Origin of the sequence: Allosaccharopolyspora coralli (assembly GCF_009664835.1) — a bacterium.
GTDB lineage: Bacteria > Actinomycetota > Actinomycetes > Mycobacteriales > Pseudonocardiaceae > Allosaccharopolyspora > Allosaccharopolyspora coralli.
Window position 1 is genome coordinate 4,119,219 of the sequence record NZ_CP045929.1, and the last position, 22,893, is coordinate 4,142,111.

Here is a 22,893-nt window from a genome sequence, read left to right on the forward strand (position 1 = left end):
GCCGCGAGCGAACTCAGCTCACGCAGGCGGCCAGCGCGGAATGCACCATCACCCGCACGCCGACGAACAGGGCCCGCTCGTCCAGCACGAACGTGGGACGGTGCAGGTCCAGCGGCTTACCCTCACCGGACCACACCCCGAGCCTGCCGAACGATCCCGGCACGTGCTCCAGGTACCAGCCGAAGTCCTCTCCGCCGGAGGACTGGACGGTGCCGGTCAACCCGCGTTCGCCCAACGCCGCCTCGACACCGCCGCGCAGCAGCCGGGTACTGCCCGCGTCGTTGACCACCGGCGGAACACCACGCCGGTGCAGCAGGTCGAAGCCCACGCCCAGCGGTGCGAGCAGGCTCGACGTGAGTTCGTGCATCAGCGGTTCCAGCTCCGCCCAGGTGTCACGATCACCGGTACGCAACGTCCCTCGGACGACGCCGTCCTGCGGGATCGCGTTCGGCGCCTCACCCGCGTGCACGGCACCCCACACCAGCACCGTCCCCGTGCGCGGGTCCACCCGCCTCGACAGCAAGGTCGGCAGCCCGGTGATCACCGTGCCCAGCGCGTGGACGAGATCGCCGGTCAGGTGTGGGCGGGAGGTGTGACCGCCCGGCGAGTTCAGGCGGATCTCCACCAGGTCCGCCGCGGAGGTGATCGGCCCGACGCGGGTGCCGATCTGGCCCACCGGCAGCCGCGGATCGCAGTGCAGGCCGAAGATCCGCTCCACCCCGTCGAGGCCCCCGGCTTCGAGCACGTCCAACGCACCGCCGGGCATCACCTCCTCGGCGGGCTGGAAGACCAGCCGAATACGTCCAGGCAGCTCCGGGGCGCTCGCCAGCGCTTTCGCGGCCGCGAGCAGGATCGCGGTGTGCGCGTCGTGCCCGCACGCGTGCGCGACACCATCCACAGTGGACGAACAGGACAGCCCGGTGGCCTCGGTCAGCGGCAGCGCGTCGATGTCCGCCCGCAACGCGACGGTGCGCGGACCGTGCGGCGACTCCGGGCCGATGTCGCAGATCAGGCCAGTTCCCTGAGGCAGCACCTTCGGTTCGAGGCCGACGGACTCCAGCTCGTCGACGAGGAAGTCGGTCGTGGCGCGCTCACGGCGCGCCAGTTCGGGGTGGGCGTGCAGGTGGCGGCGCCACCGGACGACCTGCTCGGCGTTGTCCGCCAGCCACGAGTCCAACCAGGACGGGCCGCGCCCGGCGCCGAAATCCTCCACCGCACCGGGATCGACGTCCCCGACGGCATCAGACCCCACAAGGGACATGGTGCTCGCGGTGGCCGCTTCCGGCTCGACGACATCGAGCGCGCCGCGTTCGGCCCGCTCCGCCTCGTCCCAGTCCGGGCGCGCCGCAACCCCGCCACGCGGGCGTCCCGGCTCCGGCTCGCGAGAATCCACCACCGTCACGTCCATCCTCCGAATCCCGCGCGGTCGACCCGCACGACTGTTCTGCACACCGCGATTTCGGTTCGCCGAACAACACGCGGCTCGACTCTTCACTGCCCGGACTCGTCCGTCCCGAGTTCCGGCGGGCGGGCCGAGGGATGCCGTCGCTGCGAACCCCGGCGCTGGACCGATGCGGTCAACCTGTCCCGCTGGTCCGGGTCGGTGGCCGCGGCGAGGACCGTCTCCGCCAGCGCTCGCGCGCCGTCCAGCACAGCCTGTTCGCCCGACTCCGAGGCGCACGCCGTGGCGAACTCCGCCTGGTGGTTCACCGCGTCACCGCAGTCCACCGCGATCAGCGGGTGAATCGCGGGCAGTTCCCTGGTCACGTTTCCCATGTCCGTGCTGCCGAAAGTGCGGGTGCGCTCCTCGGCACGAGTCACCGGCGTCCGCTCGGTCTCGGAGATCGCCGACCGGTACGCCTCGACCAGCCACGGGTCGGCGTCGAGTTCGGTGTAGACCGGCGAGACGAGGGTGACCTCGCACGTACACCCGGTGGCCACGGCCCCGGCGTCGAAACAGGCGCGGATACGGTTCTCCAGGCGCTGCAACGACTGTGTTCCGGCGGCACGAAGGTTGAACACCGCCGAGGTGTGCGCGGGAACGATGTTCGGCGCCGCGCCACCCTCCGTCACGATACCGTGCACCATCTGTTGCGGTTCGAGGTGTTGACGCGCCAGTCCGATCGCCACTTGCGCGACGGTCAGAGCGTCGGCGGCGTTGACCCCCAACTCAGGAGCGGAGGCCGCGTGCGAAGCACGTCCCGTGTAGCGCACTTCGAGGTCGACGATCGCCAGCGACGACGGGCGGCACACATCCTCCGGGGCCGGATGCACCATCGCCGCGAGTGCGACCTCGTCGAACAGGCCCGCACGAAGCATCACGATCTTGCCTCCGCCGGTCTCCTCGGCCGGTGTCCCGAGCACCCGCACCCGGAGCCCGAGTTCGTCGGCGACCTCGGCGAGTGCGAGGGCCGCTCCCACCGAGGACGCGGCGATGATGTTGTGCCCACACGCGTGGCCGACCTCGGGCAACGCGTCGTACTCGGCGCACAGTCCGACGACGAGGTCGCCTTCGCCCTTCTCGGCCACGAAAGCCGTGTCGAGTCCGGCGACCGGCGCCTGCACGCGGAAACCCTGGTCGGCGAGCAGTTCCGTGATCTTCGCGGCACTGCGGTACTCGGCGAAGGAGACTTCGGGTTCGGCGTGCAAACTGTGCGCGAGCGCGAGGAGTGTCTCGCGATGCCGATGCACCGCCGCGTGGCACGTGGCGACCAGGCCGGACCGCTCGGTGCCGGGTTCCGGATCGGGCCGGTCGGGATCCCCTCCGGAGCGGGGTGCGGGCACGTTACTCATGACCCCCCGCATCTTGCACCATGCGGGCGCGGCGAGCGGCGTTCCGTCCGGTCGTGCTGCCCACCGGAGCGTGTGCTGCGCCGAATGGACGCGCGTTGTTCGGCTCGGGTGGTCAACAGGCTCGAGCGACAGGTGCGCGGCTGCGGGGTGTGGAAAGGGTGTGGGCCGGCACCGGTCGGGGGGCTTCCCGGTGCCGGCCCACGTCTGTGGGGCCACGCCCGATCGGGATCCGCAGCCGCCGTGTCGCGTGAAGTTTCGGTTGAAGCTTCACATTCTTGGGCGTCGCGGTTCCCTAGTGGTCATGCGTGGTGATGCTCGCTCACGCTCACCACATCGTGTTCGGTTGTGAAAATCCCACAGGTTCGGCTCGAGGTCCAGACCCGTGGCGACAATTCGTAGAACGCATTTCGACACAACGGAGCGGGGCGCGTTCCGTGCTCACTTCTTTCCGGAGAACTTCACGAAAAAGGTCGGCTTCCCACGCAACCGTCGCGTCAACAACACCAACGCGATGAGCACCAAACCCACGATGCCCACCGTCAAACGATCCTGCGACGGCATTTCCGGAGCGTCGTCCTTGGGCAGATCCACCTCCGGCGCCGGCTCGGGTCCGGGCTCGGGTGGCGGCTGCTGCGCGACGACCACCCGCGACACGACCGGCTCCGCGACGGCCTCGGGCTGCTCCGCCTGCGGCCCCACCAGCAGGAAACACGCCGCGGCCAGAGCCGTGACCGTCGAGACCGTTCTGCGCATGATCGCTGGGCCACCCTTCCGCTCCGGCGCCGAACCGCTGATCACACGAGTGATCGTCACCCGTACCGGTTCATTTGATCATAGTCGGTGACCGCGCGGGAGGACCGCCGGAACACCGTCACGGATCGGCTCAGCGCCGCTCCGACTGCAACCGTTCCGTGAGCTCGTCGACGACCAGCCTGTCCCTGCGGATGCTGTCCGAGCGATAGGCCGCTCGCCCGACGAGCTGCGCCAGGATCGGCGCCGTCAGCAGCTGCAACAGCGCGACCAGCAACAGCCCCGTCGCGTACCGGAACTCCAGCTCCACCGCCGTGCCCAGCAGAATCAGGATCAGGCCCAGCGTCTGCGGCTTCGTCGCCGCCTGCAGCCGCGAGGTCACGTCGGGGAACGTCACGAGACCGATCGCACCGAACACGCACGACACCGCGCCCGTGATCATCAGGATCGCGGCGAGAATCTCGTCCCAGCTCATCGGTACGGCTCCTTCTTCTCGACGAGGCGGGCCGCGCTCACCGAACCGATGAACGCCAACAAGGCGAACGCCGCGAGCAACGCCACGTTCGACCCGTCCTGCTGTGCCGCCATCCCCACGCAGGTGCCGCCCACGATCAGCGTCACGAACACGTCGAGCGCCACGATCCGGTCCAATGTGGTCCGGCCGAGCATCAACCGTGCGAGCACCATCAGGGCCGCGACACACAGCAGGCCGAACACCAGGACGTACACCGCTGACATCGTCATTGCCGACCGCCTTCCGATGCCGAGTCCGTCGCGGGCGTGCCCGGCACCGCCTCTTCCGGAACGGCGCACCGCACGAGATCCGACTGTGCGCCGACCGCGCGCACGACCCGGCGCTCGAGCGCGTGGAACTCCCGGCGAACCGCTTCCACGTCACTGGTGGCGAGCGCGTACACGTAACAGATCCGGTTCGCCCGGTCGATCTGCATCACGAACCTGCCCGGTGCCATCGACAGGGCGTTCGCGGTCATCGCGGTCAGGTGGTCGGAGTCGGTCATCGTCCGCACCGCGACGATGGACGCCGTCGTCCTCGGCCCGTACCGCACCGACTGCCAGGACACCCGGATCGTCGAGCTCACCAGGTCGTAGGCCAGGTACAGAGCCAGCCGCAGCAGACTCCACGGACGCAGGACGATGTTGGTGTCGATCGGCGGGACCGGGAAGACCAGGCTCACCAGAACGCCGACGAGCAGCCCGAAGAACACGGTGCCGACGTCGATCGTGCCCCACAGCAGGACCCAGACCAGCGTGAGCCAGCCGACCAGCGGCAGCCTCCTGACGATCCGCCGGATCGGCCTGCGTTTGCTCACGACCTGCTCAGCCACCGGAACCACCTCCCAGGACGGCCGTGCGGTACGCCTCGCCGTGCATGAGGTCCTCGGCAGCACGGGCACTGACGTCGGCGAGCGGGCCGGCCAGCACCGCGATCATCACGCTCGCCGCCACCAGCACCCCGGTGGCCAGCACCATCGGCTTCGAGGTCGTCCCGGTCCCGACGACGAGCTCGTCCTGGGGATCCGGGTCGCCCTCGGGCGCCTTGACCTGGCCCCAGAAGGCGCGGGTCCACACGCGGGCCATCGCGTACAGCGTGAGCAAGCTGGTCAGCACCGCGCCGCCGGTGACGACGTAGGCCGCCCAGGTCCCCGCGTTGACGCCCGCCTGCAGCAACGCCAGCTTCGCGATGAAGCCCGAGAACGGAGGCACCCCGGCCAACGTCAACGCAGGCACCGCGAACAGCACCGCGATCAGCGGGGCGGCCTTGGACAGCCCGCCCATCCGGCTCAGCGCCACCGTGCCCGTGTGCCGGGTGATCAGCCCGCTGACAAGGAACAACGTCGCCTGCACGGTGATGTGGTGGACGACGTAGAGGATCACGCCGGTCAGCCCGGCACCGTCGTAGACGCCGAGCCCGAAGAGCATGTACCCGATGTGACTGACGAGCAGGAACGACAACATCCGGTTGAGGTCGTTCTGCGCCAGCGCCCCGAGCGCACCGATGATCATCGTGGTCAGCGCGATCCCGAGCATCAGATACCAGCTCGCCTCGTGGGTGAACACCAGCGTCTGAGTCCGGATCAGCGCGTACACGCCGACCTTGGTGAGCAGGCCCGCGAACACGGCCGTCACCGGTGCGGGCGCCGTCGGGTAACTGTCCGGGAGCCAGAAGTGCAGCGGCACCATCGCCGACTTCACGCCGAAGACGATGACCACGAGCAGGCCGAGTGCGGTCTGCAGACCCTCCGGCAGAGCGGCGACCTTGACCCCGAGGTCGGCCATGTTCACCGTGCCGGTCGAGGCGTACACCAACGCGATCATCGTGATGAACAGCAGCGACGAGACGAGGCTGACGATCACGTACGTCATTCCCGCGCGGATCCGCTCCGCGGTGCTGCGTCGCGTGATGAGCACGTACGACGAGGAGAGCATCAGCTCGAAGGCGACGAACAGGTTGAACAGGTCGCCGGTGAGGTAGGCCAGCGAGACCCCCGAGCACAGCACCAGATACATCGGGTGGAACGTCGTGCTCGAGACACCCCGGCCGTAGTCGGTGATCCGCTGGCCGATGGAGTAGACCAGCACCGCGAAGGTCACCAGCGCGGAGACGAGCAACAGCAGTGACGACAACCGGTCGGCGACGAGACTGATGCCGGCCGGTGCCGCCCAGTCCCCCAGCTGCAGCACGATCGGGCCGGTGCGGTCGGCGACGAGAAGCAGGATCACCGCGTTGACGATGATCCAGCCGAGCACGACGAGCCCGATCGCCCGCTGCACGTCGGCGAACCGGCCGAGCGCCAGTGACAGTCCGGCTGCCAGCAGCGGCAGCAGGACCGGAACGGCCACGAGCGCGGTCATGTGGTCGCCTCCGTCTCGGCGTCGTCCTCGGATTCGGCGAGCCTGCGTTCGAGCCTGCGGATGCGGCGGTCCTCGACGTCGTCGCGGACCTCGTCGTCACCGAGCAGCAACCACGAGCGGTAGGCCAGTGCGAGCAGGAACGTGGTGAGCGCGAAGGTGATGACGATCGCGGTGAGCGCCATCGCCTGCGGCAACGGGTCCGTCATCGACTCCGGCGGGGTGTCGCCGAGCAGCGGCGCACGGCCCGGTGGCCCGCCGGCGAGCTGCAGGAGCAGGTTCGCGCCGTGGCCGAGGATCACCGTGCCGATCAGGATCCGCATCAGGGAGCGCTGCATGATCAGGTAGAAGCCCGCGGAGTACAGGCCGGCCAGGACCAGCGCCATCGTCACGTTGACGGTCATCGCATGCCCTCCCGTTCCGCGGCGGCCGCGTCCGCCTCGATCCCGGAGCCGAGGGTGCGCAGCAGGTCCAGGACAGCGCCGACGATGAGCAGATAGACACCGATGTCGAGGAAAATGCTGGTGACGAGCTTGATTTCGCCGAGCACCGGCACTGCGAACTTGAGGATCTCGCTTTCCAGCACGGTCCCGCCGAACAGCAGCGGCAGGAAGCCGGTGACGACGGCGATCGCCAGCCCGAGGCCGATGAGCACCGGCGGCCGCATCGACACTCGCGCGCTGTCGTCCATGCGCCCGCCCGCCAGGTAACGGAGCACGAAGGCCTGGCTGGCGACGAGACCGCCGCTGAAGCCGCCGCCGGGACGGTCGTGGCCGGCGAAGAGCAGGTACAGCGAGAACACGATGACCGTGGGGAACACGATGCGGGCCGCGAGTTCGAGCAACACGGCCCGTTCCCGCCCGTCGCGCGGGAATCCGGACAGCAGCCAGCGTTCGCTCGGTGCGTCCCATCCGGACCACGAGGTGACCTGCGGTTCCGGGTCCGGTTGCTGCTTGTCGACGCTGGTCATTCGCGCACCTCCTGCTCGTAGGGGGTGACCTTGGGCTCCGGCACGGCATCGGCCGGATCGGTGATGTCGTCGGAGGCGGGCTTGCGTCGGATCGCTTCGCGGCGACGCTCGAACCGGGAGGCGATGATCAGGCTGGCCACGCCGGTGGCGGCGACCGACAGGACCGCGATCTCACCGACCGTGTCGAAGGCGCGGAAGTCCACGAGGATCGCGTTGACGATGTTGGTGGCGCCTGCTCCGTCCTCGGCGCGGGCGATGAACTCCTGACTCGCGACCGGCGGTGCCTGACGTGCGCTGCTGAAGATCATCGCGGCGGCCGCGACGAACACTCCGCCCGCGACGGCGACGAGCATCTTCTGACCCCGCAGCACCCGGCTGGCGGTGTCCGACTGACTGAACCGGATCGGCAACCTGCGCAGCACGAACACGAACGCGACCAGCGTCAGGGTCTCGACGAGGAACTGCGCGAGCGCGAGGTCCGGCCCGCCGTCGACGATGAACAGGCCGCCGATGCCGTAGCCGATGAAGCCGACCATGAGCACTGCGGTGAGGCGCCGCTGGGCACGCACCACCCCGACGACGGCGACGAGGACCGCGATCGCGAGCGGCACCTGCAGCGGGTGGTGCCACAGCGGCGCGTCGGTCGGGATCTCGGCCCCGGCCAGCAAGGCGACGCCGGGGATGGCCAACACCGTGAGCAGGATGATCCCGACGTAGGTCGGCAGCGAACCGGCCTGGGTACGACCGGTGACGGCGACGGCGGTACGTTCCAGCAGCGCCATGATCCGCTCGTAACCGCGCTGGGCGTTGAGGAAGTCGGGGTTCTCCGGGTAGCTCTCGCGCGCCTCGATCAGACGTGTGGTGCTGCGGTGGACGAGGATGCCGCCGACCAGCGCGATGAGCGAGTACAGCAACGGCAGGTTGAACCCGTGCCAGAGCGCGAGGTAGTACGTCGGGTCGTCGACGTCGAAACGCGCCGCGTAGGGCCCCACGAGCGAGTCGACGAGCGGACTCGCGGGCCCGAGCACCAGCCCGAACAGGGCCGGGACGAGCGCGGGAATCGTGAGCCACCACGTCGGCGACGACGCCTCCGTGGCATCGATGCCCGGCTTGGTCGCGAACGCGCCCCACATCAGCCGCAAGCTGTAGGCCACGGTGAACACGGAGCCGACGAGCAGTCCGACCCCGACGACCTGGTCGAGCGGACCGCCTTCGGTGAACGCCTCGAACGCGGCTTCCTTACCGACGAAGCCCAGCATCGGCGGCACGCCGGCCATGGACGCCGCCGCGAGTCCGGCGATCGTGGCGAGCACCGGCATCCGCTTGCCGAGACCGGAGAGTTCGCGCACGTCACGGGTGCCGGTCTGGTGGTCGATGATGCCCACGACCAGGAACAACGTCGCCTTGAACAGCCCGTGCGCGAGCAGCATCGTCAGCCCGGCGACGATCGTGACGTAGGTTTCCGCGCCCTGGAGTACGACGAGGAACCCGAGCTGGCTGACCGTGCCGTAGGCGAGCAGCTTCTTCAGGTCGTATTCGCGCAGCGCACGCCAACCGCACACGATCATGGTGAGCAGCCCGAGCACGACGGAGGGCACCGTCCACGCCGCCACGCCGACGAAGATCGGTCCCAGGCGGGCGATCAGGAACACACCGGCCTTCACCATCGACGCGGCGTGCAGGTAGGCACTGATCGGGGTCGGCGCCACCATCGCGGCGGGCAGCCAGTTGTGGAACGGGATCTGCGCGGACTTGGTGAACGCGCCGACCAGGGTCAGCACCCCGGCCACCACGACCGGGGGCCCGGACGGCGGTGCGGCCAGCAGCTCGGAGATCCGGTAGGTCCCCGCGGTTTCGCCGAGCACGACGAAGCCGAGCAGCATCGCGAGCCCGCCGAGCGTAGTCAGCAGCAGCGCCTGCAGCGCCGCGCGACGGGACTCCCTGCTGATCCCGGCCTGCCCGACGAGCAGGAACGAGCAGATGGTGGTGAGTTCCCAGAAGACGTACAGGGCGATGAGGTCGTCGACGAGGACCAGTCCGAGCATCGCGCCCGCGAACGCCAGCAGCAGCGGGGCAGACCTGCGTGCGTCGCCGCTGCCGCGGCCGAAGTAGTACGCCGAGTAGACCAGTACGAGCGCACCGATCCCGGTGACCAGCAAACCCATGACGACCGCGAGCGGGTCCAGCCGGAAACTGAATTCGAGTCCGAGGCGCGGTGCCCAGGCGAGTGTCTCGTCGATCGGTTGCCCGCCCAGAACCGCCGGAAGCCGCATCACGATCCAGCCGAACCCCACCGCGGGCAGCACCGCGGCCACCAAGAACGCGGCGCGCGTGTTGCGCACCGCTACGGTGGGCAGCAGGATCGCACCGAGCAGGTGCAGAGCGACCAACGCGAGCAACGGCACCTCCTCGACACCTTCCGGGACCGTCCGGGCACAGTCATTTCACCGTTCGGCCCCGGTGCGGCCGACCACGTCGACCTTGACCACCGAGTACGACCGTCGCGAGGGACCACACCGGGATCCTCGGATCCCGGGCATCGCCCTTCGGCGACGCCCTGTCCGATCCGATCGGGGACCAACCTATCCGAATCGTCCGGACCACACACCCTCTTCGATGATCGTCACCACCCGGGGTCGTGGCCGGTGAAAGGCACTTTTGTGTTGCATTACCATGGCCTTCCGCTCACTCGCGAAGGGCCGGTGATGATCACTGCGAGTGGGGAAGTTCACTTCCCGTAACAGTGTTCGCTCCGCACGTCGCGGCGCGGCCACCCGCTGCGCCGCCCCGCGCGAACTCGTCTCCCGCCCGGCGCTGCTCGCTGCCCGCCGATTCCCGTACTCGCGGAGGGCTCGGCCGTGGACAATGGCACCGTGTCCGACACGTCCTCACCAGATCCTACTGGGCGCCGATCCGAACCCACCGATCCCGGGTCGGCCGCCACGCAGGACAGCACGGCCGCGGAGGGCGCAGGCAGGCTGATCGGCGGACGTTACCGGCTCGGCCCGCGCATCGGCGGTGGTGCGATGGGCGTCGTGTGGTCGGGTACCGACGAGCTGTTGCGCCGCCCGGTCGCGGTCAAAGAGGTGCTGCTGCCACCGGGCCTGCCGGACCGCGAGGCCGACGAGCTGCAGGAACGGACTCTGCGCGAGGCGCGCGCCATCGCCGTGGTCAGCCATCCGAACGTCCTCGTCCTCTACGACGTCGCACGGGAGAACAGCGTGCCGTTCGTCGTGATGGAGATGCTGCCGTCGCAGAGTCTGGCGACGGTGCTCCGCGAGCACGGCGCGCTCGACGAGACCCAGCTGGCCACGATCGCCGACTCGGTCGCGGCCGCGCTGCAGGCGGCACACCGCGGCGGGATCATTCACCGCGACGTCAAACCCGGCAACGTGCTGATCAGCGACGACGGCCGGATCAAGCTCAGCGATTTCGGGATCTCCCGCAACGTCGCGGACTCCACGATCACCCGCACCGGCATCATGCTCGGCACGCCGGCGTTCCTCGCGCCGGAGGTCGCCACCGGCGACCAGCTCACCGAGGCCGCCGACCGGTGGGGGCTCGGGGCCACCCTGTTCGCCGCCGCCGAGGGCCACCCGCCGTACGACACCGACGACGACCCGCTGACGACGGTGACGGCGATCGTGCACGACCCGGTTCCGGCGACGACGTACCCCGGTCCCGTCGGCGAGGTGATCAGCGGCCTGCTGGCGAAGGACCCGGCGGCACGGATGCCGTTGGACGAGGTACGCAGGCGACTCGGACCGCTGTTGCCTCCGGACGAAACACGTCCGTTCGCGCTCATGCGCACCCAAGAACCGATGACGCCCGGCGCACCCGTAGCGGTGCCCGGTCGCGGTGAGGGGCGCAAGCAGGACCCCGAGCCCCGTGAGGCGGAGCCGGTTCCGCTGGCAGCCGACCCGGGCCCGCTGCCGTTCGAACCGCGCGCACCCACGCGCGGGCGGGGTCGGCAGGTGCTGGCGGTGATCGCGACGGCGCTCGCCGCGCTGCTGCTGTTCACGGCAGCCGCCGTGGGCGGGTTCGCGGCCAGCCGCACGCTCGCCGGGGAGCCGTTGCTGCCCACACCACCTCCGGCACCGGCTCCGCCGCCACCACCCGAGGTACGACTCGCGCCGGTCACCGAGACCGCCCGCCACGAGTCCGACAGCGATGCGGGCACGTTCACCGCACGAGTCCCGGAGGGCTGGACACAATTCAAGGGACAACGCGACGACGCCCCTGCGGACAGCATGACGGTGCACTTCGTCTCCCCGGACGGCCGCGAGGAGATCGCCGTCGAACGGTTCGGCGGCTACTTCACCGACGGGTACGACATCGACGACTACCGGGACGTGTTGCAGGAACGCGCCGCGGGCGCGAACGGCGACGTCGAGGTCATCTCGGACGCGGCGGTCGGCGACGCCGACCCGACCAGTGGGGAGAACGAGCACCGGGTGGTGTTCGAGACGGTGCAGCGTGCCCTCGGCCAGGACTCGAACGCCGAGCTGCGCAGGCTGACGTCGCTGCAGCTCATCCCGCGCGACGGTGACCTGTGGACGATCCGGCTCACGGTCCCCGCCGACTCCGCGGACGCCGACGGGCGGGCTCCGGACCTGTTCGGCGCGGTCGTCGACAGCTTCGAGCCGCAGAGCTGACACCGGCCCGCGCGGGGTCGGCGCACAGGGACAGGGCCTCGTCTAGGCTCACGGCCCGTGACGCCTTCGACGACTTCTCCGCAGGACCCGAACGCACTCGCCGAAGCCGCCGCCACGTCGCTGGCCGAGCGGACCGGGGTGCGCAAGCACGACCTGGCAGTGGTCCTCGGCTCCGGCTGGCAGCCGGCCGCCGAGGAGTTCGGCACCCCCGACAGCGAGGTCGACATGGCCGACCTCGCCGGATTCGAGGCACCGAGCGCGATCGGCCACAGCGGCAAGATCTGGTCGATGACCATGGCGGACAAGAAGGTCCTCGTGCTGCTCGGACGCACCCACGGCTACGAGGGCCGCGGACTCGACCCGGTGGTGCACGGAGTGCGCACGATCGCCGCCGCCGGGTGCGGGTCCGTAGTGCTCACCAACGCGGCGGGTGGTCTCCGTGAAGGCATGTCCGTCGGACAGCCAGTGCTGATCAGCGATCACCTGAACATGACCACGCGTTCGCCGTTGGTCGGCGCCAACTTCGTGGACCTCACCGACCTGTACTCGCCGCGGCTGCGCGCGATCGCCAAGGACATCGACTCCTCCCTAGAGGAAGGCGTGTACGCGGCCATGCCGGGGCCGCACTTCGAAACCCCAGCCGAGATCCGCATGCTGCGCACACTCGGCGCGGACCTCGTGGGCATGTCGACGGTGCCCGAGGCGATCGCCGCCCGGGCGGAAGGCACCGAGGTGTTCGGGCTGTCGCTGGTGACGAACCTGGCGGCGGGCGTCACCGGAGAGCCGCTGAACCACCAGGAAGTACTCGATGCGGGCAAGGCCGCCGCCACCCGCATGGGCACGCTGCTCAAGGAACTCGTGGAGCGGTCGTGACGACGCTCGACCCGGCGGTCCGCGACGCGGCGTACCGGTGGATCGGCGACGACGTGTCCACGGATGCGAAGGCCGAGCTGCACGCCGTGCTGGGCGAGGCCCAGGCCGGCTCGACCGACGCGATCGCCGACCTCACGGACCGGATGGCCGGTCCACTGGCGTTCGGCACCGCAGGCCTGCGCGGTCCCGTGCGCGCGGGGCCGAACGGCATGAACCGCGCCGTCGTCGTGCGGACGACGGCGGGACTGGCGTCGTGGTTGCAGGCTCAGGGCCGCGGCGGCGGGGTCGTCGTGGTCGGTCGCGACGCGCGACACGGCTCCGCCGACTTCGCCGAGGACACGGCAGGAGTGCTCGCCGCGGCCGGATTCGACGTGCGGATGCTCCCGGAGCCGCTGCCGACCCCGGTGCTCGCCTTCGCCGTCCGCGCCCTGGACGCCGTGGCCGGAGTGCAAGTCACGGCCTCGCACAACCCCCCGCAGGACAACGGCTACAAGGTCTACCTCGACGCGGGAGCCCAGCTCGTCTCTCCCGCCGACCGCGAGATCGAAGCCGCCATCGAAGCCGTGGGAGCGGCGAACACCGTGCCGAGCTCGGCGTCGTGGACCGTGCACCACGCCGCCGTGACCGACTACCTCGACCGCATCGAACAGCTGCCGCACGGTTCCGCCCGTGAACTCCGGGTGGCGGCCACGGCGCTGCACGGCGTCGGAGCCGAGACGCTGGTCGCCGCGCTGAAGCGGGCCGGATTCCACGACGTGCACCTCGTCGCCTCGCAAGCCGACCCGGATCCCGACTTCCCGACGGTCGGATTCCCCAACCCGGAAGAGCCGGGAGCCACCGACGAACTGCTGGCGTTGGCCTCGGAGGTCGGCGCGGACCTGGCGGTCGCGCTGGACCCCGACGCCGATCGGTGCGCGCTCGGGATCCCGGGCCACGACCGACGGTGGCGGATGCTGCGCGGCGACGAGACCGGCGTCCTGCTCGGCGACCACGTGCTCTCCGGGGTGGACCGTTCGATGCACCCGGATCCGTTGGTGGCGACCACGCTCGTCTCGTCGACGATGCTGGGGTCGGTCGCGGCGGCCTACGACGTCCGGTACGCCGAGACGCTCACCGGGTTCAAATGGCTGATGCGCGCCGGCGACGGCGCGGGCACCGGCCTCGTCTACGCCTACGAGGAAGCGCTCGGCCACTGCGTCGACCCCGACCACGTCCGGGACAAGGACGGCATCTCGGCGGCGGTGCTGGCCTGTGACCTCGCGGCCTCGAGCGGACGCACCCTCGCCGGGCTGCTGGACGCGCTCGCGGTCGAACACGGCGTGCACCTCACGGACCAGGTGTCGCTGCGGGTCACCGACCTCGACGTCATCGACCGCACCACCGGCAAGCTCCGCGCGGACCCGCCGACCCGTCTCGCCGGAACGCCCGTCACGACGCGCGACTTGTTACCCGCCAACGACATCCTCGTCTACGAGGGCGAGGGCCTGCGGGTCGTCGTCCGGCCGTCCGGCACGGAACCGAAACTCAAGTGCTATCTGGAGGTCCGGGCCGACGTCGACGAGTACGGCCTCGACTCCGCCACCCGCACGGCCACCGACCGCCTCACCACCCTCCGCCAAGAACTCGCCACCCTCCTCGCCCCCTGAGGTGGCAAATTCGCGCGAATTTGCCACCCGGCTGTCCACAGGGTGGCGAGTTGTCCACAGAGAGGCCGCGTGGACGCTCCCGCATCCAGCCGCGAGCTGGCTTTCCGCCACAGAACGGCACACACAGATCACCCCGCACGCCCGCTTACGGGGTGACCTCGCTCGGTTGGGCGGAGTGCTCGTGGCACTCCTCCGGAGTGACGGCCTCGAGCCACAGGTGCAAGCGGTCGTTCTCGCGCTCGAAGTCGGCGTAGATGCTGTCCCCGCGGCAGGCGATCTCCAGGTTCCGGGTGAGGTCGTGGTCGATGTGGGAATCGTCGCCGACCTCTCCCCACTCGCACTCGGAACCGATCATCCGAACGTGCCGACGGTGCGCGTGCTCACTGGTCATGCCGGCGATCCAGTCGGCGACGTCGTCCGGAGAGGTGAGCACGAGATCCGGCTCCTGTCGCAGCCGGGTATCCCGGCCGCTGACGGTCAGTCCCAACGACGCGCGAGCTTCCATATAGACGTGCCAGTGCACGTGGCGGGCACGCCACTCGTCCGGGTCTCGCATCGTCACCACCCCCGCGAGGAGACGACCTGCACCGATCGTGAGCCCATCGCGGCGTCCTCGCGAGACGGCGTCACCCCTTCGCGGCCCCTTGCGGGCGTGGACGATCACCGCGAGGCTGACGAGGTGCCGACATTGCTGATCGTTCACCACACCCCGTCACCGGGAACGCAGGCGTTGTTCGAGAAGGTCGTCGAGGGCGCCACGACCGACGAGATCGAGGACGTCACGGTGGTGCGCAAGCCCGCGCTGGCGGCGACCGTGCCGGACGTGCTCGACGCCGACGGTTACCTGCTCGGCACTCCGGCGAATCTCGGCTACATCTCCGGCGCACTCAAGCACTTCTTCGACACCGTGTACTACCCGTGCTTGGATGCGACCGCCGGCCGCCCGTACGGATGTTGGATTCACGGCAACGAGGGAACCGAAGGCGCGGAGCGGGCGATCACGTCGATCACCGGCGCACTCGGCTGGACACCGATCTCACGGACCGTGGAACTGCGCGGCGAACCGGACAAGGCGGACCTCGACGCGGCGTGGGAACTCGGCGCCACGGCCGCGGCCTCCCTGATGCCCTGAGGCGACACGTCACCGAGCGGAGTTGTCGCTGCGTGCGGGCTTGCCTGTGTCGTCAGGGTGGGAGACCCTTCGGGGGTGAGTGACGAATTGATCGAACTGGAACTCAACGATTCCGGCGTCTCCGTGAATCTCCCGCAGCCCGGTCACACACAAGACCGGGTACACGGGGTTCCCTACCGGCCGGTGGAGTTCCGCGACGACGATCTGCCCGCCGCCTTGGAGCGGTCGGCCACGTGGCTCCGCGAAACGCAGGAATGGCTCGGCGAACCCGTCGACGTCCTCGCGGTCCACCTCGATTACGACGAACGACCCGGGTCCCCGTATTACGACCTCAAGTTGCTGTGCAACGAGGAAGACCTGGCGGGGGCGCCGGTCGCGCTACGCGACCGGGAACACCCTCCCAGAAACTGATCCGCCTGCCCGTCGCCCCTGTTGAGTCGTGGCCCGCCGGGGCCGTCCTGTCCCGGCGGGCCCACCGTTACGTGCGGGTGCGGCGACCTTTCCACGCCGTCTGTCCGCGCACCACGCGGATCGCGCCGTCCAGAAGCACGCCCCCGAACAGCGCGTTCGTCAGCGGCGCGAGCGGCGCGAGACTAGGTTCGGCGCGCATGAACCGCGCAGTCCTCTCGTGGGCGGCGCCCTGCGCGACCCACCCGGCGATGCCGGCAGCAGCGAGAAGACCTCGCCGTCGGCGGAGGCCGACGACCACGGCCGCGGGCGCCGCGAGCGACAGCGCGATCTGACCGAGACCGCCGCCGATCAGTACCGGCACCGAGGCTCGGGTCCCGGCGACGAAACTCTTCCGGAACGATCCCCACCCCTGCCGGAACGGGTCCATGCCGCTGGTGGTGACGTGATCGAGCCCGTCGACCGTGCGTACGGTGCCGCCGTGGTCGCGCACGGAGGTGGCGATGGCGACGTCTTCGTTGCGACGCTCGGCGAGTGCCTCCCACCCGCCGACCTTCTCGTAGTGCGAGCGGCGCATGAGAATGCAGTGGCCGATCGCGAACGCTTTGCGGCCTCGCCCGTCCGGGGAGGCGTTCTCCGCGATCATCTGCAGTCCCGGCGGCATGAGCAGCGGCCAGGCCGACGAGTGGCTCGTCGGTGGTCCGCCCGGTGTGGACACCAGGTCGGCATCGACGGAGTCAGCGGTGTCCAGGAGTCTGCCGAGCAGTTCGGGTCCGAGGACGGTGTCGGCGTCGACGAACAACAGCCACTCGCCCGCTTCCGGCTCGCCCACGGCCTGCACGCCGACGTGCATCGCGTGGACTTTGCCCGTCCATCCCGGCGGGGGGCCGTCGACGCGCACGATCTGCACCCGCGAATCCTGCGCGGCGTGCCGTTCGGCGATCCGGCTGGTGCCGTCGGTGGAGCCGTCGTCGACGACGACGATGCGCACCGCCGACGGTGCCGTTCGTCCGTAGTTCTGGTCGCGCGCGCCGCGCAGGCATTCGTCGAGGACGGCTTCCTCGTTGCGTGCGGGGATCACGACGGAGACGCGCGCGGGAAGTCTCGACTCGGGGGTGAAGCGGGACAGCGGCACCGCCGTCCGCGCGCGACGTACGGTCAACAGCCCGCGCACGACGGACGCCGAAGCGACCGCGCCGAGCAGGAGGTTCCGCGTTGCGGCTAGCGAGGGCACCACACCCACAGACTGCCACGCAGCGGGCATCTCGGACACTCTGTGAGACGAACACCCGGTGAAACCCTCGTACGGGGGTTCACCGTTTGGGTGTCGCCCAGGTTTTCAGTCGATCCGCGATCTCGGGCAACTCCCCACGGCCGCGGCCGACCTCACGCACCAGAGCGAGCGCGTCGTCCTCGTCGGCGTCGATCCACCAGCCGTTCATGTCGCACAGCGTCACCGCCGCGACCCATCCGAGACGCCAGTTCCCCTCCCCCAGCGGCCGGGTGCGCACGACGGAGTCGAGCAACGCGGCCGCCTTGAGCCACACCGTCTCGTACGCGGTCACGCCGAGCACGACGGCCCGAGGACGGTACGCGGCGCAGTCGAGCAGTCCACTGTCCCGAATCAACAGATCACCGCTGGTCACGGCAGTCGCCAGCAACAGAAGGTCGGCGGTGTCGAGATAGACGGTGTCGGCGGACTCGCCGCTCACGTCGGCCCGAGCTTGTCCAGCAGGCCTTGATACCGCGGCACGACGCGACGCAGCACCTCGTCGAGTTGCTGGTCCTTCTGCTGCCGCGCCCAGCGCTCCGCCAGCGCGCTGCGGACAACCTCGTGCTGGGATCGTCCTTCGGCGACGGCCAGAGCGGCAAGCCGTCGGCTCTCCTCGTCGGTGAGTCGAAGCGTCATGGCCATACCGCGATGGTATCTCCTTGATACCGGTCCTGCACGAAGGACCGGCGGCGGCTCCGGCGCTGGTAGTTTCACCCAATGGCACGTCCCAAGGTGCACGACGAGGCACTGCGCATCCGCTTGCTGGAGCGCGCGGGGCAGCTCTTGTCCGACCACGGCCCCGAAGGGCTCGGGCTGCGCAGGCTCGCCTCGGAGTCCGGTACGTCGACGACTGCGGTGTACTCGTTGTTCGGCGGCAAACCAGGGTTGGTGCGCGAGCTCTACATCGAGGGATTCCGGCGCCTCGGCGACCGAATGGAGCGGGTGCCGAAGACCGACAACGTGCTCGACGACCTGCAGGCACTCGGAAACGCCTACCGCAGCAGCGCGCAGGACAACCGGAACTTCTACTCGATCATGTTCGATCGGGCCGTCCCGGACTTCCAGCCGGACGAGGAGGCCCGAGCGTGGGCGCGGCGCAGCATGCGCCCCCTGCGCCACACCGTCGAACGCGGCGCCGCCGAGGGCCTGTTCGTCGGCGTGGCTCCTGAGGAGATCGTGGTGTCCGCCTGGGGTCTCGTCCACGGCCTGGTGTCCCTGGAACTCAGCGGCTCGGTCCCACCGGACGTGGACACCGACGCGCTCTACGAACGAGCCCTGGTCAACGGGATGGCCGGCTGGCTCAACTGACCGCCTCGCCACGGTGGCAAATTCGCGCGAATTTGCCACCCCTCTGTCCACAGGGGGTGGAGTTGTCCACAGGGGCGGGGTGTGGGGCTCGACAAGGTCGGGGTGTGAGGTTAGGAGGCGGTCGCGTGGATGACGTCGACGGCGTTCCAGAGTTCCTCGAACGACGTCGTCAGCGGCGACAGGCCGAGGCGGATCCCGTCCGGCGCCCGGTAGTCCACGAGCACACCGGCCTCGGTCAACTTCGCGGTGAGCTCGACGGCGTCGTCCCGCCGCAACGTGACGTGGCCGCCGCGCTCGGCAGGGTCTCGCGGTGAGGCCAGCCCGAGACCGAGCGGCGCCAGCCGATCGTCGGCGAGCGCGACGGCGAAAGCGGTGAGCGCGGCGGCCTTCTCCCGGATTCGCCCGATCCCCGCCTCCGCGACGAGCTCGACACCCTCGGCGACACCGAGCATCGCGAGCACCGGCGGTGTCCCGGACAGGAAGGATCGCACGCCGTTCGCCGGTTCGTATCCCTGCGCCATGTCGAAGGCGTCGAGGCGTCCGAGCCACCCTTGCAGCGGCTGCCGGAGGTCCTGGTGTTCGCGGCGCACGTACAGGAAGGCGGGCGCTCCGGGACCCGCGTTGAGGTACTTGTACGTGCAGCCGACAGCGAAGTCGACGTCGAGGCCGTCGAGTTCGACCGGCAGGCAGCCGACGCTGTGGCAGAGGTCCCAGACGACGAGCGCCCCCGCCTCGTGGGCGATGCGGGTGATCGCGGCCATGTCGGCGACGAAACCGGTGCGGTAGGCCACATGGCTCAGCGTCACCACGGCCGTGTCCTCGCCAACCACAGTGGACACCTGTTCGGGCGTGGCTCCACGATCGGGATCCACGTCGATCCAGCGCACCGTGAGCCCGAGTTCGCCGGCGATGCCTTCGACGACGTAGCGATCGGTCGGGAAGTTGTCCCGGTCGGTCACGATCTCGCGGCGGCCGGGCCGGGCGCTCACCGCCGCACGGATCACCTTGTACAGGCACACCGTGGTGGAGTCGCCGACGGCCACCTGGCCGGGCGCGGCGCCGAGACAGACCTCGCCGATGCGGTCCCCGATCCGTTCCGGCAACTCCAGCCATCCCTCGTTCCAGCCGCGGATGAGCCGGGTGCCCCATTGCTGATCGACGAAGTCGGCGAGACGGTCGGCGGTCGCCCGGGGAGGCCTGCCGAGGGAGTTGCCGTCCAGGTAGGCGACGAGGCCGTCGTCGTGGGCGGGCAGGAACCTCGTTCGGAGCGACGCGAGCCGGTCCCGGGCGTCGAGGTCGCGGGCGTCGTCGAGAGTGGGTGTCACGGCGTTCCCTCCGGTGTGGTGGACGGCAGGACGGTGCCACGGTGCACGACGGTGCGTGCCCGAGCCAGCACCTCGGGCGCTGTCAGGGGATCTTCCGGCACCGCGACGAGGTCGGCAGGAATGCGCACACCTCCCGTTTCCCGACAGAGGGCCCGGACGATCTCGGCGGGGGTGAGTTCGGCGGCGCGGAGGGCGTCGAGCTCGCTGCCGTTGACGCCGAGTGGCAACGGGCCGTTGCCGAGGTCCGTGCCGTAGCGGACACGTCCTCCCAGTGCGTGGAAGCGGCGCAGGTTGCTCACGGCGGTCTCCCGCTGCGGCGAGTCCACGCCACGACCGTGAATGTCCAGTGTAGACACGACAGCGACTTGCCGGGCCATCCGGCCGAGCAACTCGTCGCCGAGTCGTTCGCTCCACGGAGTGTGGGCGAGCACGTCGACGCCCGCCGCGACGGCCCGGGAGGTCTGCCCGGCGCCCTCGGTGTGCGCGGTGACCGTGAGGCCGCTCCGGTGCGCCGTCGCCACCAGCGCGCGCAGCGTGGCGTCATCGAAAACCGGCCCGGCCTCGGAGTTCAGCGCCACCTTCACCGTCACCGGCCGGTGCGGCGCAAGTGCCCGCACCGCGCGAGAGGCCGACTCGGGTGACCCGATCTCCCACGCCATCCCGTCCAGTGCCCACTCCCGGTCCGTCGGATACCCGCCGGGCGCGGTGAGGAACGGCCCGGCAGCGAGCACGCGCGGCCCGTCGAAGCCAGGCAGGCACGACTCGGCCGCGAGTCGGAACACCCGAGTCGCGACCGCGCCCAGATCGACCGCCGTGGTGACTCCGGCCGACGGCAACGCTGTGTACTCGACGAGATCGGTGTGCACGTGGTGATCCACCAGCCCCGGCAGCAGGACCCCGTCGACGTGGTGCGCAGGCGCGGCGGGCCCCTCCGCAGGAGCACCTGCCCATGTGATCATTCCGTCCGCGACGGCGACCGCCACCGGACCGGAGAGCGTGTCGCCACCGAACCATCCGGCGTCAGCGGTGAGCACCAGCTCGGTCACGTCCCCACCTCGGTCCGCACCTGCAGGAGCTCGGGGAAGAACGTGAGTTCCAACGCGGCCTTGAGGAACCGCACACCGCTGGAACCGCCGGTTCCCCGCTTGTGGCCGATGATCCGCTCGACGGTCTTCATGTGGCGGAAGCGCCACAGCTGGAAACTCTCCTCGATGTCGACGAGTTCCTCGCACATCTCGTACTCCGACCAGTGCTGCTCGGCGTTGTCGTAGATCTGCTTGAGCACCGGCAGCAGGTGCTCGTTGGCGACGTAGGGCTGAGCCACGTCGCGGTCGACGAGCTCGGCGGGCACGGCGTGACCACGGCGGGCGAGATAGCGCAGGAACTCGTCGTAGAGACTCGGGGCGTGCAGGGTTTCCCGCAGCGTCGCCTGCGCCTGCGGATCGTGGGCGAACACCTCGATCATCGCGACGTTCTTGTTGCCCAGCAGGAACTCGATGGTGCGGTACTGCACGGACTGGAACCCGGACGACGGCCCGAGGTCGTCGCGGAACTTGACGTACTCGACGGGGGTGAGGGTGGCCAGCACGGCCCACTGCTCGAACATCTGCTTCTGGATGTGCTTGACCCTGGCGAGCGACTTGAGCGCGGGCGCGAGATCGTCCCGGGCGATGTAGGAGTTCGCCGCGTGCAGCTCGTGGATCAGCAGCTTCATCCAGAGCTCGGTGGTCTGGTGCTGGATGATGAACAGCATCTCGTCGTGGTGCCCGGTACTGCTGACCGGTTGCTGGCAGGACAGCAACTCGTCAAGGTGCAGGTAGCCGGCGTAGGTCATCCGGTCGGCCAGGTTCCGGTGGACTCCGTCCTCGATGGGCCGCTGGTTCGACGCAGTACTCATCCGCTCCCCCTTGGCCGCCGCTGTGACGGCGATCAGCACAGTGTCACCTCTGTGACGGTGATCAGCCGAGTGCCACAGCGGTACCGGGCAGAAGGCTAGACAGGCCCGCCGAAACCGGTCAACGCCGCCAGCTCCCAGATGCCCTCTGAGAGCTTGTCTGTGCTCTTGTTCTGATGCCCGTCAGGGCATGGTCTCGCGTGCTCAGCCCGAGCACGGTGAGAAGCTCCGACGTTGCAGGTTGTCGCTCGCAAGGCCCGGGGCCGCCGCTGCGTACGTGCTGGTACTCGAGGCGACCCCAACGCCGCGAGCGGCAAGCTGGAACGCCAGTAGATGACCACCACCACAGACCACAGACAACTTCTCAGACGGTGCCGTACTCGCGGTCTCCCGCGTCACCGAGACCCGGCACGATGAACCCGGACTCGTTGAGCCGCTCGTCCACGCTCGCCGTGATGACCCGGACCGGCAAGCCCGACTCGGCGAGCAGCTCCAGGCCTTCCGGCGCCGCGACCGTGCAGATCGCCGTGACGTCGGTGGCACCACGCTCGGCGAGCAGCTTGATCGTGTGCGCCATCGAGCCACCCGTCGCCAGCATCGGGTCGAGCACGAACACCGCCTGCCCGGACAGCTCGGCGGGCAGCGACTCCATGTACGGCGTCGGCTGCAGGGTCTGCTCGTCCCGGGCGAGGCCCACGAACCCCATCTGCGACTCCGGGATGAGGCGATGCGCCTGGTCGGCCATGCCGAGCCCGGCGCGCAGCACCGGCACCAGCAGCGGCGGCGCCGCGAGCCGCGAGCCCGTGGTCTTCGCGACCGGGGTGTGCAGCGGATACTCGGCGACTTCCGACTCACGGGTCGCCTCGTACAACAGCATGAGGGTGAGTTCCTGCAGCGCCGCCCGGAACGCGGCGCTGTCCGTGCGCGCGTCGCGCATCGTGGACAGGCGCGCCTTGGCCAGCGGATGGTCGACGACCTGGATGTCCATGACCGCC

Annotated in this window: 24 protein-coding genes; 6 read left to right on the plus strand and 18 right to left on the minus strand. The window is 69.8% G+C overall.

What is annotated here, in order from left to right; all coding sequences use genetic code 11:
* Positions 1-13 precede the first annotated feature (13 nt).
* The 10 genes from GIY23_RS19190 to mbhE all read right to left on the minus strand — a co-directional run bounded on the left by GIY23_RS19190 (position 14) and on the right by mbhE (position 9,789).
* Positions 14-1,261 (minus strand): amidohydrolase, encoded by a 1,248-nt coding sequence (locus tag GIY23_RS19190; RefSeq protein WP_154078979.1) that lies wholly within the window; start codon positions 1,259-1,261, stop codon positions 14-16.
* A gap of 230 nt (positions 1,262-1,491) precedes the next feature.
* On the minus strand, positions 1,492-2,715 hold the full coding sequence (locus GIY23_RS19195; protein ID WP_154078980.1) for a M20 family metallopeptidase: 1,224 nt from the start codon (positions 2,713-2,715) through the stop codon (positions 1,492-1,494).
* 516 nt (positions 2,716-3,231) lie between these two features.
* Entirely contained in the window at positions 3,232-3,546 is a 315-nt protein-coding gene (locus GIY23_RS19200; protein ID WP_154077936.1) for a hypothetical protein, read from the minus strand.
* Between the two features lie 130 nt (positions 3,547-3,676).
* The gene (mnhG, locus tag GIY23_RS19205; protein ID WP_154077937.1) at positions 3,677-4,018 is read right to left on the minus strand and encodes a monovalent cation/H(+) antiporter subunit G; all 342 of its coding nucleotides are present in this window, start codon (positions 4,016-4,018) and stop codon (positions 3,677-3,679) included.
* Positions 4,015-4,281, minus strand: a complete 267-nt coding sequence (locus tag GIY23_RS19210; RefSeq protein ID WP_154078981.1) for a monovalent cation/H+ antiporter complex subunit F — start codon at positions 4,279-4,281, stop codon at positions 4,015-4,017. Before GIY23_RS19210 ends, mnhG begins: the two co-directional genes overlap by 4 nt.
* A 2-nt stretch (positions 4,282-4,283) precedes the next feature.
* The gene (locus GIY23_RS19215) at positions 4,284-4,889 is read right to left on the minus strand and encodes a Na+/H+ antiporter subunit E (RefSeq protein WP_154077938.1); all 606 of its coding nucleotides are present in this window, start codon (positions 4,887-4,889) and stop codon (positions 4,284-4,286) included.
* Positions 4,882-6,417 (minus strand): Na+/H+ antiporter subunit D, encoded by a 1,536-nt coding sequence (locus tag GIY23_RS19220; protein ID WP_154077939.1) that lies wholly within the window; start codon positions 6,415-6,417, stop codon positions 4,882-4,884. The genes GIY23_RS19215 and GIY23_RS19220 overlap by 8 nt, the downstream gene beginning before the upstream one ends.
* Positions 6,414-6,818 (minus strand): Na(+)/H(+) antiporter subunit C, encoded by a 405-nt coding sequence (locus tag GIY23_RS19225; protein WP_154077940.1) that lies wholly within the window; start codon positions 6,816-6,818, stop codon positions 6,414-6,416. Before GIY23_RS19225 ends, GIY23_RS19220 begins: the two co-directional genes overlap by 4 nt.
* The gene (locus tag GIY23_RS19230) at positions 6,815-7,384 is read right to left on the minus strand and encodes an MnhB domain-containing protein (RefSeq protein WP_154077941.1); all 570 of its coding nucleotides are present in this window, start codon (positions 7,382-7,384) and stop codon (positions 6,815-6,817) included. Before GIY23_RS19230 ends, GIY23_RS19225 begins: the two co-directional genes overlap by 4 nt.
* Positions 7,381-9,789 carry a hydrogen gas-evolving membrane-bound hydrogenase subunit E gene (mbhE, locus tag GIY23_RS19235; RefSeq protein WP_228717390.1) on the minus strand — a complete coding sequence of 803 codons (2,409 nt, stop codon included), beginning with the start codon at positions 9,787-9,789 and terminating at the stop codon, positions 7,381-7,383. The genes GIY23_RS19230 and mbhE overlap by 4 nt, the downstream gene beginning before the upstream one ends.
* 468 nt (positions 9,790-10,257) lie before the next feature.
* Here mbhE and GIY23_RS19240 point away from each other — a divergent pair, with 468 nt between their 5' ends.
* Genes GIY23_RS19240 through GIY23_RS19250 form a run of 3 tightly spaced genes read left to right on the plus strand, consistent with a single transcriptional unit; the run spans position 10,258 to position 14,558 of the window.
* Positions 10,258-12,039 (plus strand): serine/threonine-protein kinase, encoded by a 1,782-nt coding sequence (locus GIY23_RS19240; protein ID WP_228717391.1) that lies wholly within the window; start codon positions 10,258-10,260, stop codon positions 12,037-12,039.
* Between the two features lie 57 nt (positions 12,040-12,096).
* Complete coding sequence (locus GIY23_RS19245; protein ID WP_154077942.1) at positions 12,097-12,912, plus strand: purine-nucleoside phosphorylase; 816 nt, start codon at positions 12,097-12,099, stop codon at positions 12,910-12,912.
* Complete coding sequence (locus GIY23_RS19250; RefSeq protein WP_154077943.1) at positions 12,909-14,558, plus strand: phospho-sugar mutase; 1,650 nt, start codon at positions 12,909-12,911, stop codon at positions 14,556-14,558. The genes GIY23_RS19245 and GIY23_RS19250 overlap by 4 nt, the downstream gene beginning before the upstream one ends.
* Positions 14,559-14,703: 145 nt before the next feature.
* Here the strand turns inward: GIY23_RS19250 and GIY23_RS19255 are convergent, their stop codons facing one another.
* A complete protein-coding gene (locus GIY23_RS19255; protein ID WP_154077944.1) occupies positions 14,704-15,114 on the minus strand; it encodes a hypothetical protein in 411 nt (136 codons plus the stop codon).
* Positions 15,115-15,237: 123 nt separating this feature from the next.
* Here GIY23_RS19255 and GIY23_RS19260 point away from each other — a divergent pair, with 123 nt between their 5' ends.
* Positions 15,238-15,690, plus strand: coding sequence for a flavodoxin family protein (locus GIY23_RS19260; protein WP_154078984.1), 453 nt, complete (start codon positions 15,238-15,240; stop codon positions 15,688-15,690).
* Positions 15,691-15,765: 75 nt separating this feature from the next.
* Complete coding sequence (locus tag GIY23_RS19265) at positions 15,766-16,101, plus strand: hypothetical protein (RefSeq protein ID WP_154077945.1); 336 nt, start codon at positions 15,766-15,768, stop codon at positions 16,099-16,101.
* Between the two features lie 67 nt (positions 16,102-16,168).
* Here the strand turns inward: GIY23_RS19265 and GIY23_RS19270 are convergent, their stop codons facing one another.
* From GIY23_RS19270 to GIY23_RS19280, 3 genes are read right to left on the minus strand one after another with little or no spacing between them, the layout of a single operon-like run.
* Entirely contained in the window at positions 16,169-17,362 is a 1,194-nt protein-coding gene (locus GIY23_RS19270) for a glycosyltransferase (RefSeq protein ID WP_154077946.1), read from the minus strand.
* A gap of 49 nt (positions 17,363-17,411) precedes the next feature.
* Positions 17,412-17,810: a type II toxin-antitoxin system death-on-curing family toxin gene (locus GIY23_RS19275; protein WP_154077947.1), complete on the minus strand. Its 399-nt coding sequence runs from the start codon at positions 17,808-17,810 to the stop codon at positions 17,412-17,414.
* On the minus strand, positions 17,807-18,013 hold the full coding sequence (locus GIY23_RS19280) for a ribbon-helix-helix domain-containing protein (RefSeq protein WP_154077948.1): 207 nt from the start codon (positions 18,011-18,013) through the stop codon (positions 17,807-17,809). Before GIY23_RS19280 ends, GIY23_RS19275 begins: the two co-directional genes overlap by 4 nt.
* A 75-nt stretch (positions 18,014-18,088) precedes the next feature.
* On the opposite strand from GIY23_RS19280, the gene GIY23_RS19285 reads away from it, so the two are divergent.
* Positions 18,089-18,679 (plus strand): TetR/AcrR family transcriptional regulator, encoded by a 591-nt coding sequence (locus GIY23_RS19285; protein ID WP_154077949.1) that lies wholly within the window; start codon positions 18,089-18,091, stop codon positions 18,677-18,679.
* Between the two features lie 110 nt (positions 18,680-18,789).
* Here the strand turns inward: GIY23_RS19285 and kynU are convergent, their stop codons facing one another.
* From kynU to upp, 4 genes are all read right to left on the minus strand, one after another.
* Positions 18,790-20,004 (minus strand): kynureninase, encoded by a 1,215-nt coding sequence (gene kynU / locus GIY23_RS19290; RefSeq protein ID WP_154077950.1) that lies wholly within the window; start codon positions 20,002-20,004, stop codon positions 18,790-18,792.
* Positions 20,001-21,050: an amidohydrolase family protein gene (locus tag GIY23_RS19295; protein ID WP_154077951.1), complete on the minus strand. Its 1,050-nt coding sequence runs from the start codon at positions 21,048-21,050 to the stop codon at positions 20,001-20,003. The genes kynU and GIY23_RS19295 overlap by 4 nt, the downstream gene beginning before the upstream one ends.
* On the minus strand, positions 21,047-21,901 hold the full coding sequence (locus GIY23_RS19300; RefSeq protein WP_154078985.1) for a tryptophan 2,3-dioxygenase: 855 nt from the start codon (positions 21,899-21,901) through the stop codon (positions 21,047-21,049). The genes GIY23_RS19295 and GIY23_RS19300 overlap by 4 nt, the downstream gene beginning before the upstream one ends.
* Before the next feature lie 361 nt (positions 21,902-22,262).
* Entirely contained in the window at positions 22,263-22,886 is a 624-nt protein-coding gene (gene upp / locus GIY23_RS19305; protein WP_154077952.1) for a uracil phosphoribosyltransferase, read from the minus strand.
* Between the last annotated feature and the right edge of the window lie 7 nt (positions 22,887-22,893).